The organism is Duganella sp. CF402 (assembly GCF_900109645.1).
GTDB lineage: Bacteria > Pseudomonadota > Gammaproteobacteria > Burkholderiales > Burkholderiaceae_D > Rugamonas.
The window spans coordinates 195,578-213,792 of sequence record NZ_FOBG01000003.1 but is presented as its reverse complement, the minus strand read 5'-3'; the positions used below and the strand labels follow the sequence as shown (position 1 = coordinate 213,792).

11 protein-coding genes are annotated in these 18,215 nt (G+C 64.6%); 6 read left to right on the top strand and 5 right to left on the bottom strand.

Annotation, left to right across the window (positions count from 1 at the left end; translation table 11 throughout):
• Positions 1-2 precede the first annotated feature (2 nt).
• Positions 3-2,834, top strand: a complete 2,832-nt coding sequence (locus tag BMZ70_RS23025) for an ATP-binding protein (protein ID WP_092279897.1) — start codon at positions 3-5, stop codon at positions 2,832-2,834.
• Here the strand turns inward: BMZ70_RS23025 and BMZ70_RS23020 are convergent.
• Together BMZ70_RS23020 and BMZ70_RS23015 are read right to left on the bottom strand one after the other, a co-directional pair.
• A complete protein-coding gene (locus BMZ70_RS23020) occupies positions 2,831-3,325 on the bottom strand; it encodes a hypothetical protein (protein WP_092279895.1) in 495 nt (164 codons plus the stop codon). The genes BMZ70_RS23025 and BMZ70_RS23020 overlap by 4 nt on opposite strands.
• 46 nt (positions 3,326-3,371) lie before the next feature.
• Complete coding sequence (locus BMZ70_RS23015) at positions 3,372-3,899, bottom strand: CcdC protein domain-containing protein (RefSeq protein ID WP_229205561.1); 528 nt, start codon at positions 3,897-3,899, stop codon at positions 3,372-3,374.
• Between the two features lie 118 nt (positions 3,900-4,017).
• Here BMZ70_RS23015 and BMZ70_RS23010 point away from each other — a divergent pair, with 118 nt between their 5' ends.
• On the top strand, positions 4,018-6,474 hold the full coding sequence (locus BMZ70_RS23010; RefSeq protein ID WP_092279891.1) for an alpha/beta hydrolase family protein: 2,457 nt from the start codon (positions 4,018-4,020) through the stop codon (positions 6,472-6,474).
• Positions 6,475-6,619: 145 nt separating this feature from the next.
• Here BMZ70_RS23010 and BMZ70_RS23005 read toward each other — a convergent pair whose 3' ends face one another.
• Complete coding sequence (locus BMZ70_RS23005) at positions 6,620-11,149, bottom strand: translocation/assembly module TamB domain-containing protein (RefSeq protein WP_092279889.1); 4,530 nt, start codon at positions 11,147-11,149, stop codon at positions 6,620-6,622.
• A complete protein-coding gene (locus BMZ70_RS23000) occupies positions 11,149-12,978 on the bottom strand; it encodes an autotransporter assembly complex protein TamA (protein WP_092279887.1) in 1,830 nt (609 codons plus the stop codon). The genes BMZ70_RS23005 and BMZ70_RS23000 overlap by 1 nt, the downstream gene beginning before the upstream one ends.
• A 90-nt stretch (positions 12,979-13,068) precedes the next feature.
• On the opposite strand from BMZ70_RS23000, the gene queC reads away from it, so the two are divergent.
• Both queC and BMZ70_RS22990 read left to right on the top strand, forming a co-directional pair.
• Positions 13,069-13,776, top strand: coding sequence for a 7-cyano-7-deazaguanine synthase QueC (queC, locus tag BMZ70_RS22995; protein WP_092279885.1), 708 nt, complete (start codon positions 13,069-13,071; stop codon positions 13,774-13,776).
• Complete coding sequence (locus tag BMZ70_RS22990) at positions 13,777-16,830, top strand: CHASE domain-containing protein (protein WP_092279883.1); 3,054 nt, start codon at positions 13,777-13,779, stop codon at positions 16,828-16,830.
• Between the two features lie 4 nt (positions 16,831-16,834).
• Here BMZ70_RS22990 and BMZ70_RS22985 read toward each other — a convergent pair whose 3' ends face one another.
• On the bottom strand, positions 16,835-17,227 hold the full coding sequence (locus BMZ70_RS22985; protein WP_092279881.1) for a hypothetical protein: 393 nt from the start codon (positions 17,225-17,227) through the stop codon (positions 16,835-16,837).
• Positions 17,228-17,439: 212 nt separating this feature from the next.
• Here BMZ70_RS22985 and BMZ70_RS28140 point away from each other — a divergent pair, with 212 nt between their 5' ends.
• Together BMZ70_RS28140 and BMZ70_RS22980 are read left to right on the top strand one after the other, a co-directional pair.
• The gene (locus tag BMZ70_RS28140) at positions 17,440-17,682 is read left to right on the top strand and encodes a hypothetical protein (protein ID WP_130301054.1); all 243 of its coding nucleotides are present in this window, start codon (positions 17,440-17,442) and stop codon (positions 17,680-17,682) included.
• 64 nt (positions 17,683-17,746) lie between these two features.
• Entirely contained in the window at positions 17,747-18,214 is a 468-nt protein-coding gene (locus BMZ70_RS22980) for a hypothetical protein (RefSeq protein ID WP_092279879.1), read from the top strand.
• The last annotated feature ends 1 nt before the right edge of the window (position 18,215 follow it).

Below are 18,215 nucleotides of genomic sequence, written 5' to 3'. Positions count from 1 at the left end.
CCATGTTTCACATTAAATCGCTAGAACTGGTCCACTGGGATTACTGGCAACGCATCAAGAATATCCCGCTGGACGCCAAGATCATCACCATCGCGGGCCAGAACGGTTCCGGCAAGACCACCTTGCTGGACGCGCTGCGCACCCTGTTCGGCCTCGATTGCTCGATGGGCCGCACGTATAAACACTACGCGCGCCACAGCGGCCAGCAAACCGCCTGGCTGCGCGCCGTGGTGGACAACAAGCCGATGGGCCGCCAGCTGTCCAACCGTCCGTTCCGCAGCTCCGGCTTCTTCAGCGATGATGAAGTCACGCTGTTCTGCCAGATCCAGAAAAACGGCGGCGACTGGAAGCGCCAGTACCTTATGCGCCCCGGTAACGTGCAGATCGAAGACATCGGCGAGCCAGTCGGCGACTGGCTCGGCGTGGAAAACTACCGCAAGCGTCTGGCGATGGCCGGCCTGTCGCCGGCGATGGCCAAAGTGCTGGCGCTGGAGCAGGGCGAAACCGACAAGCTGTGCGAATACGCGCCGCGCCAGTTGCTGGACCTGGTGTTCCAGGTGTTCGGCGACAAGGAAGTGCTGGACGCCTACGACGAAGCGAAGCGCCACCAGCGCGACACCGAGACGGAGCTGAAACGCTTCGAAGCGGAACTGGAAGCCTCCAAGACCAATCTGGAAGGCCTGCGCCTGCGCGTGGCCAACTACCACCAGTGGGAAGACCTGAACAAGGAGCGCCGCAACCTGCAGGAAGAAGTGCTGCCGTCGCTGGAATACCACGAGGCGCGCGAGAAGCATGCCAACATCAGCCGCCAGCTGCGCGAAGCACGCAAGCCGCTGATGCAGGCCGACGCCCAACTGGCCGACAAGCGCGCCATGCTGGCGGCGCAAGCCAAGGCGCTGTCGGACGCGCAAAGCCACGAGACGGTGCTGGAGCAGGAATCGACCTCGCTGCAAACTCGCCTGACGCACATCAACGGCAAACTGAAGCCGCTGGAAAGCCTGATGGAGCAAAAGGCGCGTCTGGAAAAGCTGGCCTCGGACTCCGGTTCGGACCTGGCCGAAGTGGCCAAGATGCTGCAGGAAAAAGAAATCGAGCTGGCGCGCGTGCGCACCGCGCGCGACGCCGTGGCGTCGAAGATCGCCGGCGAGCTGTCGACCATCTCGGCGCTGCAAGGCAAGACCGCGATGCCGGAGCCGGAAGCACAACGCTCCATGCGCAAAGTGCTGAACGACGCCGGCATCGGCCACGTCATGCTGTCCGATATCGTGGAAGTCACCGATCCGAAATGGCAGGGCGCGATTGAAGGCGTGCTGTCGGGCTATGCCTCGGTGGTGCTGCTGGATAAATCGTCCGACGCCGCAGCGGCTTACCGCCTGGCGGAGAAGGAGCGCTATCGCCACTTCATCGTGCCGGACCTGGTGAACGCGCCGAACGTCAAAGACGACACGCTGATGTCGGTGGTGAAGTTCTCGGCCAAGGTGCCGTCATGGCTGGTGGAACAGCTGTCGCGTATCACCCGCGTGGACAATGTGGACGCGGGCGCCAAGCTGGGTAGCCACGAAGAGTGGATCACGCCGGAAGCCTACCTCCGCGAACGTCGCGGCGGCCGTTCGCTGTTCGTGGAAGTCTCGCGCTACCGCTTCGGTTCCGCCGGCCGCACGCAGCGTATGGAAGCGATCCAGAAATCGCTGCCGGCGCTGGAAGCGCAGGAAGACCAACTGACGCTGCAAGTGTCCAAGCTGGCCACCGAAATCAGCTCGCTGAAAACCCGCCTTGCCGGTGTTGACGCCGCCAAGGAACTGGCCGCGCGCGCGGAGGAATTCGACGAAGCGGTGCGCAACGCGGTGCCGCTGCGCGCCGAGCGCACCGAAGTCGGCGCGCGTTTGGGCGAGCTGCAAAACCTGATCAAGACCGCCGTGGTGACGCGCACCCGTGCCGACACCACCTGGCAGAACGCACGCTTCGCTTTGTCGGAAGCGGAAGCGGGCATGCGCCTGAACCACAAGCGTCAACTGGAACAGCGCAGCGAGCACGCCAAGGCGCTGCTGGCGCTGCGCAAGAGCTGGCGTCACCTGCCGCAAGCCTGGCGCCGCCCTGCGCGCCGCGCCGCGCTGGTGAAGGAACACCAGAACGCGCACCAGGTCACGCTGCGTGTGCACAGCCTGGAAGCCAGCCTGGCGCGCAGCGACTGGGAACTGGACGCCACGGTGATCGACCAGTACCAGCGTCTGAACGACCAGCTGCATTCGCGCCAGTCGGAAACCGAAGAGCGCCGCTACCAGAACAATCGCGCCATCGAGGCGACCGGCAATGCACGCGGCGCCTACATGGAGCGCCTGCGCTACACCATCAAGACCTACGCCGCCAACATCAAGGAGCTGGGCCAGCTGGCCGGCATCGAGGTGACGGCCGATCCGGTGCGCCTGGAGAACGACGACGTGCTGCTGTCGCAAGCCGGCCTGCACGTGCGCTTCAAGTTCGATGGCAAGGGCGTGATCGGCATGAACGATGGCGAAGCATCGGGCGGCCAGCAGGTGATGAAATCGCTGGTGCTGCTGATTGGTTTGCTGAAGTCGGAAGATGGTTCCGGCGGCTTCGTGTTCATCGACGAACCGTTTGCCCACCTGGATATCCGTAACATCCAGCTGGTCGGCGAGTTCCTGAAGAACACCGACGCCCAGTACCTGATGACGACGCCGCTGACCCACAACACCGACGTCTACGATCCTTCGGAACTGACGCTCATCACGAGCAAAAAGAAGAAGGACACGGAATGGGCAGCGCCTATCTTCGTGCTGCAGCGTCGCAAGCCAGAGGAGAAAGCTGCGGCTTAATTAGCCAGCAGCTGATCCAGTTGTTGGACCAGGAGGGCCGCGGTATCGCGGCCCTTTGCTTTGGTGACGCCTTCCAGGTAAGGTGCGCGCAGTTCGCGCAGCTCGGCCACCGAACCGGCTTTTTCCACCTTGAGCTGCAAGGGAAAGCCGCGCAGGCCCATCGTGCTCTTGATGGTCTTGTTGTAGAAATTGTAGATCGAGCGGAATTGCTGTACCGGGTCAACATCGGCGGCCGGTTCTGCCGGTGCGGCCACCTCCGGCTCGGGCAGCGAGGCATAGCTGGTCGCCAGCAAAATGTAACCTTGCTCAAGCAATTCCTGCAAGGCGCTCTCCGTCAGGCCTATCCCCGCCACATTGCGCAGCAGTTCTTCCTTCGACCTGTGGCCATCCACCAACACCAGCAAGGCACGCAAGCGCGAGGCAAGCTGAAACTTGCGCGTTGCAATCTCCTCTCGTCCCTTGTCGGTCTTGTCGTAAATTGAGGTGTTCATAGCAGCGTTATCTGTAGCCATGTGTGGCGATGATAGCACTGCGAATTTATTTGATGTCGAAAATGTCTATCGGACGCGGCACCGGTTTTTGCGCGCGGCGCCACTGGATCAGCTGCCACGAGTACAGGCCGTAGAAACCGCCCAGCAAACCGAATAGCCAGGACGAAATCGGGTTGCCTAAAAAGTCAGGATCCAGCGGCAAGCCATTGTGCATGTGCAGGTAGGCCTCGAACAGGCGGTAGATCAGGCGGCTGACGAACAACATCACCACCAGCAGGCCGAGCTTGCGGTCCTGGGTGTAGAAAAAGCCGTCCGGACGGTTTTCAAGACGGCTGCGTTTCATACTGAGTTGGCCGAGTAGGGCGCCCACCACCGCGCCGGCCGCCAGCGCCGCCAGCGCCACCCAGTTACCGAACACTTGTACTGCCACCGCCAGCACCATCACCACCATCACTGCCAGCGTGGCGTAGTGGCGCCACACTTCGGACTTGGTGCGGCCCAGTACCACCTTCAGGCGCGAATAGATGCGCCAGACCGCCAGCGGCACCAGTAGCAACAACACGAGTGTGGTCATTTCCATAATCTGTCCGAATCAGAAAGCTTAAAACCGTGATTGTACGGCACTGATTGACATTCACGACCGGCGACAGCAAACTGGGCTTTAGCAGCCCGTTCGGACCGAAAGGATCTCCATGAACAAACCTTTACCTGTGCTGCCCCTGAATCTAGGCTTGATGGCGGCCTCGCCGCAGGCCGGCGCCCAGCAGGGCGGCTATCGCCTGCCGCCCGCTGCCCTGCAAGCCATCGTCGACGCCCCGCGCGCGCCGGCCCTGAGCCTGAGCCCTCAACGCAACATCGTCGCCGTGGTGCAAACGCCGCCGCTGCCCGGCATCGCCGAAGTGGCGCAGCCGGAATTGAAGCTGGCCGGCTTGCGCATCAATCCGCGCACCTGTTCTTCGTCGCGTTTTTCGTTCGGCACCGACCTGTCGCTGCTCGATGTGGGCACGCGCAAGGAGAGCCGCCTGCGCGGCTTGCCGCGCGGCCTGCGATTGCCGGATCTGAGCTGGTCGCCGGACCAGCGCTACCTCGCCTTCACCCACGTGGCGCTGAAGGGCGATCGGGGCGCTGTGGAACTGTGGGTGCTCGATATCGCAGAACGCAAGGCGCGCAAGCTGTCGCCACAGCCCTTGTCGGCGGTGCTCACGCGTGGCTTCAACTGGCTGCCGGACAGCAGCGGGTTGCTGGTGCATTGGCGTCCTTCCGGCATCGGCAAGCCGCCGGTATCGAACGGCATTCCATCCGGGCCAATAGAGCAGGACAGCACCTCGGACGGCCATGTGCGCCAGCTGCGCACCTATCAGGATTTGTTGAAGAACGAGGACGACGCGCGCCTGTTCGAGTACTACATCACGGTGCAGATGGCGATCGTCGACTTGCACGGCAAGGCGAAGCTGATCGGCGCGCCGGGACAGTTCTCGCGCACCTCGATTGCGCCGGGCGGCGAGTACCTGCTCACGCAGAGCATCACGCGGCCTTATTCCTACATCGTGCCGGCGTCGAGTTTCGGCGAGAAGCTGGAAGTTCGCGACATGCACGGCGACGTGGTGCACACGGTGGCCGATTTGCCGCTGGAAGAAGGTCTGCCGCCGGGGAATGACGCGGTGTCGGAAGGCGTGCGCCATGTGTCGTGGCGTGCCGATGCGCCGGCGTCGCTGGTGTGGGCCGAGGCGCAGGACGGCGGCGATCCTGTGCGCGAAGTGATCGACGGCATCCGCGATCTGGTGCTGCTGCATGCGGCGCCGTTCCGCGAGCCGCCGCGCGTGCTGGCGCGCCTGACCATGCGCTACGCCGGCATCGCTTGGGGGCGCGATGATGTCGCCCTGATCAACGAGCGTTGGCACAAGACGCGCGATTACAAGCAGTGGATGATCGCGCCCGGCCATCTCTCAACGCCGCCGGAGTTGATTTACGCCGGTTCGTATGAAGACCGCTACAGCAGCCCCGGTGCGCCGGTGATGCGGGCCGACGTCAACGGTTTCCCGCGCTTGCTGATCGGTCCCGGCACCACGGTGCTGCTGGACGGCGCCGGTGCAACGCCGGAAGGCGACCGGCCTTTCATTGATCGTCTGAGCCTGACCACCAAGCAGAAGGAGCGCCTGTTCCAGAGCGCCGCGCCGTATTTCGAAAACGTGGCGGCGGTGTTGAACGACGACGGCACGCTGCTGCTCACCACGCGCGAGTCGCCGACCGAACGGCCCAATTACTACCTGCGTGATCTGACCAAGCCGGAGGGCTCGCAGCTCACTGCGCTGACCAGTTATCCGCATCCGACGCCGCAGTTGAAGGATGTGGTGAAGGAGCAGATCCGCTATCCGCGCAAGGATGGCGTGGAGATGACCGCCACGCTGATGCTGCCGCCGCATTACGATGCGGCGCGCGACGGCCCGCTGCCAATGCTGATGTGGGCATATCCGCAGGAGTTCAAGTCGGCCGGCGCGGCCAGCCAGACCACCGGTTCGCCGTACCGCTTCAATGCGGTCAGCTATTGGGGGCCGGCGGTGTTCCTGGCGATGGGCTATGCGGTGCTGGACAACCCGTCGTTTCCAATTGTCGGCAGCGGCGATGATGAACCCAACGATACCTATCTGCCGCAGCTGGTGGCGTCGGCCGAGGCGGCGGTGGAGGAGGTGGTGCGGCGCGGCGTGGCGGACCGCCATCGCATCGCCATAGGCGGGCATTCGTATGGCGCGTTCATGACGGGGAATCTGCTGGCGCATACGCGCTTGTTCCGCGCCGGGATCGCGCGCAGCGGGGCCTACAACCGCACGCTGACGCCGTTCGGCTTCCAGTCCGAGGAACGGCCTTACTGGCAGGCGCCGGAGGTGTACCAAGCCATGTCGCCGTTTAATTACGCCGACAAGATCAAGGATGCGCTGCTGTTGATTCACGGCGCAGAGGACAGCAACTCCGGCACCTTCCCGCTGCAGAGTGAGCGCATGTTCCAGGCGATCAAAGGGCTGGGCGGCACGGCGCGGCTGGTGATGCTGCCGAACGAATCGCACGCCTACCGCGCGCGCGAATCGATCATGCAGATGCTGTACGAAACCAACGCCTGGCTGGAGAAATACGTGAAGCACGCAACGGCGTAGAATGGGCGCACCATTCTTCGCCAGGAGTGACGATCATGAAATTATTCCACCGCGCCCCCGATCCCGTTCCCGTGGATGATCCTGCGCCGCCGCATGTTCCGCATCCGGTGCCGCAGGATGATCCGGTCCCGGATCACAATCCTTCCTAGTCGAAGGCCCAGGTGTAGAGCACGTCCAGCGCGTTGTTGGTGCCGGTCTGGAATTGCAGCGTGATGCGCGGATTGAGTTTGTATTTGAGCTTGACCAGGCTGGTCGCCGTGCCCGCACCCTGTTCGAAACTCAGGTAGGCGCGCGACGAGATGCGCTTGCCGACCGTGACCACGGTGTTCTGCAATCCCGTCGCCGCGCCGGCGGTCGAGGTGCCGGCCGCTTGTCCCACGCCCAGTTCATCCACGCCCAGCGCGTTGGCCAGTTTGCCTTGTCCCGCGCCGCCGAACAGCGCACCGGCGGCGGTGCTGAGCAGGGCCATGTCGTTCCCCGCCGTATTGTCGATGCCGTGGCCGAGCACCAGCCATGCCAGCTTGTCGCTGTCCGACACGGTCGGCGTGGACACCAGCTTGGCCTGCGGCGCGAGCGCGGTGCCGCGCACTTCGACGCCTGCTTCCACGTTGGTTTCGCTCAGCGCTTCGCCTTCTGGCCGGCGGCGCACGGCGAGGATGTTGAGGCCAGGGTTGTCGTAGGCGCCGGTGAAGTTGATCACGCCGCGCTCGATGGCCAGTTTCTGCCCGTAGGCCGCATAAGTGCCGCTTGCCACGCGGATGCTGCCGTTGACGCGTGGCGGACGGCGGTCGGCCACGCGGATGCGCACGGTGCCGGCCAGTTGCGCATCCAGCCCTTTGCCTTTGAGGTTGAAATCGTCGCCGAGGTCCGCTTCGAGGTCGATATTGAGCGGCATGCCTTGCGCGGCTTTCACCGGTGCCTTGCCTTTGCCGACGATAACCACGTCGTCGCTCAGGGTCGGCGTGTCGGCGCCGGCCAGTTCGATATTGGCGCGGTCGGCGCGCAGCTTGCCGTCCAGCTGGAAATGCTTGGCGTCGCGCGTCAGGCTGGTGGTGCCACTGATGGTGAGGATGCGGTCAGGGCGCGACAGCACTTCGAGTTTGTCGGCGCTCAGTTTGAGCTGCATGGTCGCTTCGTTGGCGGCGTAGCGTATCCAGCCATCGGCGCGGGCGCTGCCCTTGTTGCCGTCGAAGGCCAGCTTTTGCAGTTGCAGCTGGTCGCCGGTGAGGTGGGCTTGCAGCTGGCCGTTGCGCAGCTTGATGCCTTGGTCCAGCCAGTTGATGCTCAACTTGTCGCCGCTGATGTCGCCGGCCAGCTGCGGCGCGGCGATGGTGCCGCTACCGCTGAGGGCCGCTTTTAATGTGCCGTCGATTTCGAGGCCGGGCTGGCCGGCCAGCGGCGCTAGCCAGGCGAGGGAGCCCATGTTGGCGCTGCCGTTGACGGTGAAGCTGCTGTCGTCGGCCAGGCGGCCGTCCAGCAGCTGGGCGCTGCCTTCGAGTTTTGCTTGTCCCGCGCGCGTGCCGTCGACGTTGAGCTGGACGCGCAGGGTGCCGTCGTTGACGTCGGCGCGGGCGTCCAGCGTTTTCAGGCCGAGCGCTTGCGGCAGGTCGGCGCCGGTGATGGTGAGGTCGCCCTGTTCGCGGTAGACGTGGACGCTGCCGGCCAGCGTGCGGGTGGCAGCTTGCAGGTTCACGCCCCAGTCGGCGCCGATGGTCATGGTGCTGCGGACGTTGTCGCGCCAGGCTTCGGAGAGTTGGGCCAGGTAGTTCACCGGGACGCCGGCGGCCTGGCCTTTGCTGCGCCAGGTGGCGCCGTTCTTTTCGAGGTAGTCGATGCGCACGGTGCCGGCGGGCAGGTTGATGGCGGTGCTACCCAGCGCGATCTGGTCGGGCTTGAGCAGGCCGGCTACGCCGGTGTCTTCAGGGGCGGCGAGTTTCAGCGGCGCTGGCGCGGCGAGGGTGAGGGCGAAGCGGCCTTTGTTTTGCAGGGTGTCGATGGCGCCGGTCCAGGTGTCGTCAGCCCAGTTTCCCTTCACGCGCAGCGCGGCGTCGAAGTCAGGATTGGCGGCGCTGAGCTGGATGATGTGCGCGGAGCGCGTGCCGCTGGTCTGCAGGCGCACGCGGTCAAGCGCAATGGCCGGCGATACGTAGCGTGTGATCTCGATGTCGCTGACCAGCGGCACGTCGGCCATCACGTCCGCCGCCGAACCGCGCTGCGCCGCGCCCGCCGCTGTGCTGCCGCCCGCACCGCGAACCGTGCCCGCCGCCGCGCCACTCGCCGCGCTGCTGCCGGCCATCGCGATGGTGTTGCCGAGCGTGGCGCTGCCTTTGATCGTGCCTATCTCTTGCTGGCCGGGCGCGCGCAGGTTGCTGCCGTTGAGCGTCAGCGCGAGGGCAGGGCGGGCGCTGGTGCCAGAGAGGGTGCCGTTCGCACGCAACGCGCCGCCGAATTGCGGCCCGAGCGCACCTAGCTGCGGCGCGTCCAGTTTCCATTCCAGCTTATCGAGCGCGCTGCCAAAGCCGCCCTTGGCCTGCAAGCTGTTGGACGCCAACCGCAGGTCCACATCCGCGTCGCTGATGCTGCCCTTGGCAGCCGTCAGCTTCGCATAGCCCGACAACGGCGCGTTGGCGAACGTCGATGGCTGCAATGTCAGATTCAGGCCCGCGCGCCAGTCCCCAGCCAGTCGCGCATCGCCGCTGAAGGTCGCGTTGATGGCGCCTGCCTGCGCTGCGCCGAAGCTGGCGGGATTCAGGCGCTGCAGGCTGCCGTTCATCTTCAGCTCCGGCGTGCCCTTGACCACCACCACATCGCCGCCGACATGAATCAAACTATCCGACGGCCGCTTGGCCGATGCAAAGCCCAAGCCGCGCGCGTCTGCTTCAAAACTGCTGCGCGGCGCATCCAGCGTGCCGGTCACCACGCCGCTGGCGGCAATCGCGCCCAGCAAATCGCTGCTCACTGCCGACAGCTGGCGTGCATCCACCTTCCAGCGCAACTGCTCGCCCGGCGCGCCGAAGCTGCCGCTGACATCCGCCGTATTCTGCGCCAGCGACAGATGCGCCTCCACGCCGCTGATGTGCTTCGCGTCCGCATTCAGCTTGCCGTTGCCGGCCAGCGCCTGGCCCATCAACTTGCTGGCCTTGATCTGGAAGCTCGCAGCCACTTGCCACGCCGGTGCGAGCATGCCGTTGGCGTTGACGTCCGCATTCAGGTCCGCGATCGGATAAGCGCTGCCCAGTGACGATGGATCGAAATGATCGGCGGCCAGCTTGGCGGTGAATGCCTGCTTGTCTTTCAGACTGGCCTGGCCGGTGGCGCTGATGCTGCCTTTCTTTACTTGCAGGCGTGCTTGATGCAGTTGCAGCAGCGCGTCGGCCAGCGTGGCTTGCAGGTCGAGGCGCAGGCCCTTGTCGGCCAATGCTGCACTCAATGTTTGCTGCTTCGGCGTGCTGGCCAGCGTGATGTCGCCGGCGATGGCGGTTTTGTTGATGCTGGTGTGGAGATTCTTCAGGTCGATGCGGTCGGTGTGCAGCTTGAAGGTGGCTTGGTCGATGCCGGCTTCCGGGCCGCTGCGCTGGATATTGCCGCCGCCGGAGAATTTGCCGGCCGGGCCGAGGTCCAGTAAAACGTTGTCCAGCAGGGAGGCGGTGAGGGTGCCATCGAGACGGCCGCTGAAGGTTTGCAGCGGCAGGCCTTCGCTGTCCAGTGGCGCGGCCTTGCCCTGGTTGAGCAGGGCGAACTGGCCGGAGAGTTTTTGATCCTTGGTGATGGCGGCGGAGAGTTTGAGGCTGAACTTCGCTTGCGGCCAGGCGGCGTCGAAACCGGCGGGATCGAGATCGCGGCCGGTCAGATCGATCGAGCGCAGGATGATGGTCTCGAACGGCGCCAGCGCCACCAGGGCCTCGCCGCTGGCGCCATTGGCCGAGCCTTGCGCCTTCAAGCGCAGCAGCGCCAGGTCGCCGCTGGCTTGCACCGCGAGCCGCGCTCCCACCGCTGCGCCGCTGCCCGCCGCGAGCTTGCCGTCCGCCGCCGGGGCAGGGGCACCGTAGGTCAGTGTCGCTTTGCCTTGCAGCGCGAACGGCTTGGCGCCGCCGATGGCGGCCGTGGCGGCGATGTCGCCGAACGCGGTGTGCGCCGAGGCTTCCTGCACGCTCCATCCGGTGCGGTCGCCATCCAGCTTGAAGCGCAGGCGCTCGATCACGTCGCTGCCGCCGGCGCTGCTCAAGGTCAGCTTGTCGAGCCGCCCGTCTGAAATCCTCAGCTTGATCGGCGAGGCCAGAGACGACGGCATGGTCGAAGGCTCGGATGGTCCAATGCTCTGCACCACCAGGCTTTGCGCATGCAGCTCGCTGATCGTCAGCCCTTCCGAGAAATACTGCAGCGGCGACCAGTTGATATCAATCTGCTCCGCCGTCAGCACCGTCGTTTTGTCGCGGTAAACCAGCTTATCGACATGCATGCGGTGATACAGCGACCCGCTCACGCCGCTGATCGCAATCGTGCCGCCACTGGCATTGGCAATCCGCTGCACCAGCTGCTGCAAGGTCGACTCGCGCCCCAGCAGCCAGAATGCGCCAAACAACAACGCCACCACCACCGCAAAGCCTATCGCCACGCGGCGTGGCCAGCGGCGGCGCGGCACAACGGTTTCCTGAGATTTATCTTGGTCGGTCATCAGAACGTGAATCCCAGCGAGAAGTGCAAACGATATTTTTGAACCGCATGGCCATACGCCACGTCGACATTGATCGGCCCCACAGGACTCTTCCAGCGCGCGCCGATGCCGTAGCCGGATTTCGGATGCAACGCACTCACCGTATCGCCGGCGTTACCCGCATCATAGAAAATCGCCGCGCCATACGACGGCTTGAACCAGTACTGATACTCCGCGCTGGCCGTGGCCAGATAGCGCCCGCCGGTAGTCGCGCCATTCACCGGCACACCCAGCTCCTGATACGCATACCCGCGCACCGACTGGTCGCCGCCCGCGCGGAACAGATACACCGCCGGCACGCCGCTCTTGTCGCGCGACGCCAGCGCCCCGGCTTCGGCGCGGAAGATCGCATTCGAACTGGAACCCAGCGGCAGATACGCCACACCGCGCAGATAGCCGCGCACAAACGCTTCGTCGGTCAATATCGGCAGCAGCGCGCCGCCCAGCTGCGCGTTCAAAGCATAGCCCTTGGTCGGGAACAGCAGGTTATCCAGCTTGCGCCACGTGACGCCATACGTCAGCGGCAAACTCTTGCTCTGGCTGGACGGCACGCCGCCCACCGTCTTGGTCTCGGTCAGCAGTTCCAGCGTCAGGTTGCGCTCCAACAGCGGCGTGCCCCAGGTGCGCTTGCCCGCCACGCTGGCTACGCTGGTCACCTCGCCCGAAATATCGCTGCGCTCAAACGAGGCGCCGATGCTGTCGTTGTAGCCTTCCGGCGTGACCGGGAAGTAGAAATTGCTGGTGGCGGTCTGCTTCTTGGTTTCCAGCGTCAGCGCGCTCTTCATGCGCAGGCCGAACACCGACAAATCGTCATACGTGAGCGAAGCTCGGTTCCCGGTGTTGGTCGAATAACCGACACCGGCGCTGACGTTCTTGCGCTTGTTCTCCACCACCCGCACCAGCAGCGGCAAAGGCGCCATCGCCGCCGCCGCGTTCTGCTCCGGCGTCATCGCGGCGGCGTCGAGCTGCTCGCTGAGGATGGCGCTCATGTCGCCGCTTACTTCCACGCTGGCGAAATAGCCGGTGTCCTGCAAGCGCGATTGATACGATTGCAGTGCCGCCTCGCTGTAGTAGTCGCCGGGATGGATCTGGTTCAGATTGCGCACCACCGACTCAGGGTAGCGCTTCAATCCCTCTATGCGCAATTCGCCGAAACGCATCTCCGGCCCGCTCTCGATCACCACGTGCAGGTTGGCCAGATGCGCCTCCGGATCCACCGTGGCCTGGCTGTCCACCAGTTGCGCGCGCGGATAGCGCGTCTGCACCACCGAACGCAAAAGCGCGCGCTTGGCCGATTCCCATTCCTCCTGCCGGAACACGCGGCCTTTCTTCAGCGTCCACGTGTCCTTCATCGCGTTCACTTCCGGGTTGGCGGCAAAGCCCTGCAGTTCGAGATCGATCTCGCCCACGCGCACCGGCTCGCCCGGCTCCACCTTCACCAGCACCAGCGGATCGCCGGTCTCGCGGTCCAGCCGCGCGCTCACCACCGGCGAGTAGTAGCCGTCGGTCGCCACCAGCGTGCGGATTTGCTCCGGCGCCACCCGCACCAGCCGTTGCAGCTGTTCGCGGTCGATGCGGTCGTTGCCGCGAAAGCGCACCAGGTCCAGGTTATGTTCGAGCAGTTCGCGCACCTCGCCCGGCGCGTCGATGCGGACCTCGTACTTAAGCCCTTCCGCCGCTTGCGCCGACGCGGCCAGCAAGGCCGCAGCAAGGCCGCCGGATACTTTTGCCACAACTTGTGCCAAAATTCGTGATCCTGCCCGTTTTTTTGCTGGCGATGCCGGTAACATGAGACTCCATAAGGTGTACGCTAGGGAGTATGTTACCGGATCGCCCAGAAAGATGGCGTACTAATAATATTGCTTCATCTGGAAAGAACTATGCTGCCTACCGATTCCGCCCTGGTCCTGTTTAGCGGAGGTCAAGACTCCACCACTTGCCTCGCCTGGGCGTTGAAACATTACGCGCGTGTCGAAACCATCGGCTTCGATTACGGCCAGCGCCACGCGGTCGAACTGACCGTGCGCCCGAAACTGCTGCAAAGCCTGCGCGAGCAATCGAGTGACTGGGCCGCCAAGCTGGGCGAAGACCACATGATCGACCTGTCGCTGATCTCGGCCATTTCGCAAACCGCGATGACCCACGATATCGCCATCGAAACCCAGGCCAACGGCCTGCCGAATACCTTCGTCCCCGGCCGCAACCTGCTGTTCATGACCGTGGCCGCCACCGTCGCTTACCGTCGTGGCCTGACGGTGCTGGTGGGCGGCATGTGCGAGACCGATTTCTCCGGCTATCCGGACTGCCGCGACGACACCATGAAAGCGCTGCAGGTTGCGCTGAACCTCGGCATGGACACCCGCATCAAGCTGGAAACGCCGCTGATGTGGCGCGATAAAAAGCAGACCTGGGAACTGGCGCAGGAACTGGGCGGCCAGCGCCTGGTGGACCTGATCCGCGACGGCACCCACACCTGCTATCTCGGCGAGCGCGGCGCGCTGCACGACTGGGGTTATGGCTGCGGCACCTGCCCGGCGTGTGCGTTGCGGGCGCGCGGCTATCACCAGTTCGTGGGCACCGAGGTGTAAATGCCCACCGACACCCAGGCACGGCTGCGCCGCTTGCTGCAGGATCTGCTCACACCGGGGATCCTGCCGGCTCTGGTGCTGACCGGCTGCCTGGGTGTGACGGCGCTGCTGTGGCAAAGCGCCGCCGCCGACGCGGAGCAGGAGGCCCAGGCCGACTTCGACGGCCGCGTGCGCGAACTGGTCAACAACCTGGACCAGCGCATGCAGACCTACGTGCAGGCGCTGTACGGCGTGCAGGGCTTGTTCGCCAGCTCCGACCATGTCGACCGCAGTGAATTCGCGATCTATATCAACGGCCAGGACCTGAATCACCATTTCCCTGGCATCCACGGCGTCGGCTACATCCAGTTTGTCGGCCAGCACCAGCTGGAAGAACATGAGGCCATCGTGCGGCGCGGCGGCTTTCCCGCGTACCGTGTGTTCCCGGCGGCTGAACTGCCGTGGCACGCGCCGATTGTCTACCTCGAACCCTTCACCGAAAACAATCGCCGCGCGTTCGGCTTCGACACGGCGGCCGAGCTGCACCGCCGCACCGCGCTGGAGCAGGCGCGCGATTCCGGCCTGCCGACCATGAGCGCCAAGATCCGGCTGGTGCAGGAAACCGGGGTGCGGGAACAATCCGGCTTCCTGGTGATGCTGCCCGTGTATAACCATCCGCAGCCGGTCGCTACGCTGGCGCAGCGGCGCGCCGCCATCAACGGCTGGGTGTACGCGCCGTTCCGCATCGGCGACCTGATGGCGGGATTGGGCGGCCCGCGCGCCGCCGTGCTGGATGTGGAAATCTACGACGGCGATGAGATCGCGCCGGACGCGCTGATGTACGACAGCGCGCCCAACGCCAGCAAGCTGGCGCGCAGCACGCGCCAGCAAATCAGCATCGCCAACCATCGCTGGACGCTGCGTATTTCGATGCTGCCTGCGCCCTCATCGGCGCGCAGCGACAAGGCGCAGCAGATCGCCGGCTTCGGCGCCGTCATCAGCGTGTTGCTGGCGTGGCTCACTTGGCTGCTGGCGCGTGGCCGCGTGCGTGCGCGTGAAGGGCAGGCGCACAGCAGCGCGCTGGCGGAGGAACTCAAGGAAGGCCAGGCCACGCTGATGGTGCTGGCCGACAGCGCGCAGCGCAGCCAGGCCATGTTGCGCAGCATCCTGGACTCCACCATCGACGGTATCCTGGTCGACAATCTGCGCGGCACGGTGCTCAATTCCAACCGCCGCTTCCGCGAGTTGTGGAATGTGCCGGAACAGCTGGACTGGCAGACCGACGGCGCGGTGCTGATGACGCATATGTGCGCCCAGCTGTGTCATCCCGAATGCGGCCTGCGGCTGGATGAGCCGGCGCAACTGACGCTGCCCGGCGTACAGCGCGGCTCGCCGCTGGAAGAGCAGCACGAGGTGCTGCACCTGAAGGATGGCCGCGTGATCGAGAAGACCACGCGCGGCCTGCACCTGGGCAGCGAGCCGGCGCGCATCTGGTCGTTCCGCGACATCACCGAGCGCACCCGCATCGAGCAGCGCGAGCAGACCCGCCGCCACGTGCTGGAATTGCTGGCCACCGGCGCGCCGCTGCAAACCATCCTCGAAAGCGTGGTGCTGGGCGTGGAGGCCGATAACGAGGACATGCTGTGCTCGATCCTGCTGGTCGACGAGAGCGGCGAGCGTTTGCTGGTGGGCGCGGCGCCCAGCCTGCCGGCCTTCTTCAACGCGGCGGTGCATGGCCAGTCCATCCACAGCGGCGCCGGCGCCTGCGGCCAGGCCATCCTCACGCGCAGCCGCGTGATCGTGGATGACATCCGCAGCGCGCCGGCCTGGGTCGAATACCGCGACCTGGCCTTGCAGGCCGGCCTGGGGTCGTGCTGGTCCGATCCTATCGTCAGCACCAGCGGCGCGGTGCTGGGCACGTTCGCGATCTACCATCGCGACGCGCGCTTGCCGAGTCTGGCGAATATCGCGCTGATCGAGCAGGGCGCGCGGCTGGCCGGGATCGCCATCGAACAGGCGCAGGCGGCGGTGGCGCTGCGCGCCGGCGAGGCTCGCTTCCGCAGCCTGTACGACCATGCGCCGGTAGCCTTGTGGGAGCAGGACTGGTCGGCGCTGCGCGGCGCGCTGGCCGAGCTGGCATCGTCCGGCGTGGACGACCTGGAGGCTTACCTGCAAGCCAATCCGAGCCAGCTGCGGCGGCTGGCGTCGCTGGTACGCATCACCGACGTGAACGCGGCCGCGCTGGAGCAGGTGGCCGCGCCGCCCGGCCGCAAGGACCTGGCGCGCCTGACGCTGGCGCAAAATTTCGACGCCGCCGCCATGCCCAATTTTGCCCGCGCCGTCACCGCGCTGGCGCAGGGCCGGCACTTCTTCGCCTGCGAGGGCAGCTTCGAGCGGCTGGACGGCGTGGCGCGCCTGAATGAACTGACGCTGTTGGTGATGCCGGGGCATACCCATAGCCTGGACTTCGTGATCGTCTCGACGCTCGACATCACCGAACGGCGCCGCATGGACGACGAGCTGCGCGTGCTGGCCACCACCGATTTCCTCACCGGCCTGCCGAACCGGCGCGAGTTCATGGGGCGGCTGCAGGAAGAGGAGGGGCGCTTGCAACGCGATATCGGCGCCTGCGCGGCGGTGCTGCTGCTCGATATCGATCACTTCAAGCGCATCAACGACGAGCATGGCCACGCAGCCGGCGACGCCGTGCTGCGCCAGCTGGCCGACCTGATGCGCGAGAGCCAGCGCAAGATCGACATGCTGGGCCGCATCGGCGGCGAGGAATTTGCCATCCTGCTGCCGGGCACCGATCTCGATGCGGCGGCGGTGTTTGGCGAGCGCCTGCGGCAGCGGGTGGCGCAGACGCCGATGCGGCTTGACGACGGCCACACGCTGGATATCACGGTCAGCATCGGGATCGCAGCAATGGGAGGGATGGCGCCGGGCGGTAATCCGGCCTTGATTCGCGCCGACCAGGCTTTGTATTGCGCCAAGCGCGGCGGGCGCAACCGGGTGGAGCTGATGGATGTCGAGGCGGATCGGCCGGGGCTTCAGGTCCCGGCCGCTTCCGGTTGAAAGCTTAAACCGGCTGTTCGAGGGCGGCTTGCTGGCGTTGCTTGCGAGGGCGCACGAACAGCAACCAGTACAGGCCGATCGGGATCAGCAGCGGCAGCAGCAGGGGCGATACCGCCGCCGCGACCACCACCGCCACCAGTGCCGCGCCAAACACGGCCAGGATGCCGAGGCTGGCGAACAGCACACACAGGAAGATCGCCACGCCCACCATCACCACGCCGGCAATCAGCATGCCCATGCCGCCGAACATCACGCCCAGCACCGCGCCCAGCGGGCCGTCGAATTCATCGCCATCGATATTGACCGACATGCCGTCGCCGAACACCGACTGCCAGGCGGCAATTGCCAGCAGGAAGATCACGGCCGCGAAGACTACTTTTTTTGCGTTGCTGTTCATGGCTTACCCCGATTCGTTGTTGTTAATGCCGTTTGGCATGATTGAACTGTAGCGGGGCGGCCCGGCGTCAGCCATCGGATTGCGACGAAGCGGCGAATTGGCGGGATGGAATGCGCGGCAGCAAAGACGAGCGGAAAGCTTGCCGTAAGACCTTGATTTAAAGATATGGTGGTCTAAACTGATAATCTCACTTGCAAATGGAGGGCATTAACATGGCTTGGCTAGCAATGAGCGAGGGGCAATCGATCCCGTCGTCCCGTCCCACTACGAGGCGCCAGCGTAGCGCCCTGCGCCTGTCCGGCGGAGGCCCGAAAGGCCCGCCTTCGGCGCCACCAACGATACCGCCGATCATCATCACGCCATTCAGCTACCAGATGCCGGAGCCGGCCATCGACCCGCGCATCACGCCGCTGAAGCCACCCATCACCGAGCGGCCTCCCTGCATGACCTGCTGAGGTCTCTCCATCTTCGCTGATATTCGTCCGTCGCAGACTATAGATGAGTCTGCGACGGCATCGCATGTTTACTCTTATGAATGATATCCCTGAAGCCGAGGCACGCAGATTGCTGCAGCGGCGGACTTCTTGTGAACTTGACGGCGATTGGTCGCCGGAAAAGACACAGCCAGGAACATTTGCGATCTCAGCAGGGATCACAGACGAGGATGGCGTCAGTACTATGATGCAGGTCAAATTGTACTTCCGCCGTAGTCAGAAAACCGGTATTGTGCGTTATGTGTTCAGCATCTTTAAACGCACTCCGTACAGTCTGGAGCGGGTGTATCAGCTAGATGTCCGTCAGTGTAAAAAGAAGATCAAGAACCTGCATGATCGTTCGCACGAGCATATTGGTAATCTCAAACTACAAGGTGCCGACGATTGGGCGCATTGGGAATTCAAGGATGTATTGGCGTATTTCTCTAGCGCCACTAATCTGACATTTTCGGTTGGCCCTGTTCATCCAGAGCATTTCGAGCTCAGGAGCTAAA

Bases quoted from the DNA above. Each gene is read 5' to 3' on its own strand.
- BMZ70_RS23025 (WP_092279897.1), top strand. From the start codon at position 3: ATGTTTCACATTAAATCGCTAGAACTGGTCCACTGGGATTACTGGCAA.
- BMZ70_RS23020 (WP_092279895.1), bottom strand. From the start codon at position 3,325: ATGAACACCTCAATTTACGACAAGACCGACAAGGGACGAGAGGAGATT.
- BMZ70_RS23015 (WP_229205561.1), bottom strand. From the start codon at position 3,899: ATGACCACACTCGTGTTGTTGCTACTGGTGCCGCTGGCGGTCTGGCGC.
- BMZ70_RS23010 (WP_092279891.1), top strand. From the start codon at position 4,018: ATGAACAAACCTTTACCTGTGCTGCCCCTGAATCTAGGCTTGATGGCG.
- BMZ70_RS23005 (WP_092279889.1), bottom strand. From the start codon at position 11,149: ATGACCGACCAAGATAAATCTCAGGAAACCGTTGTGCCGCGCCGCCGC.
- BMZ70_RS23000 (WP_092279887.1), bottom strand. From the start codon at position 12,978: ATGTTACCGGCATCGCCAGCAAAAAAACGGGCAGGATCACGAATTTTG.
- queC (WP_092279885.1), top strand. From the start codon at position 13,069: ATGCTGCCTACCGATTCCGCCCTGGTCCTGTTTAGCGGAGGTCAAGAC.
- BMZ70_RS22990 (WP_092279883.1), top strand. From the start codon at position 13,777: ATGCCCACCGACACCCAGGCACGGCTGCGCCGCTTGCTGCAGGATCTG.
- BMZ70_RS22985 (WP_092279881.1), bottom strand. From the start codon at position 17,227: ATGAACAGCAACGCAAAAAAAGTAGTCTTCGCGGCCGTGATCTTCCTG.
- BMZ70_RS28140 (WP_130301054.1), top strand. From the start codon at position 17,440: ATGGCTTGGCTAGCAATGAGCGAGGGGCAATCGATCCCGTCGTCCCGT.
- BMZ70_RS22980 (WP_092279879.1), top strand. From the start codon at position 17,747: ATGTTTACTCTTATGAATGATATCCCTGAAGCCGAGGCACGCAGATTG.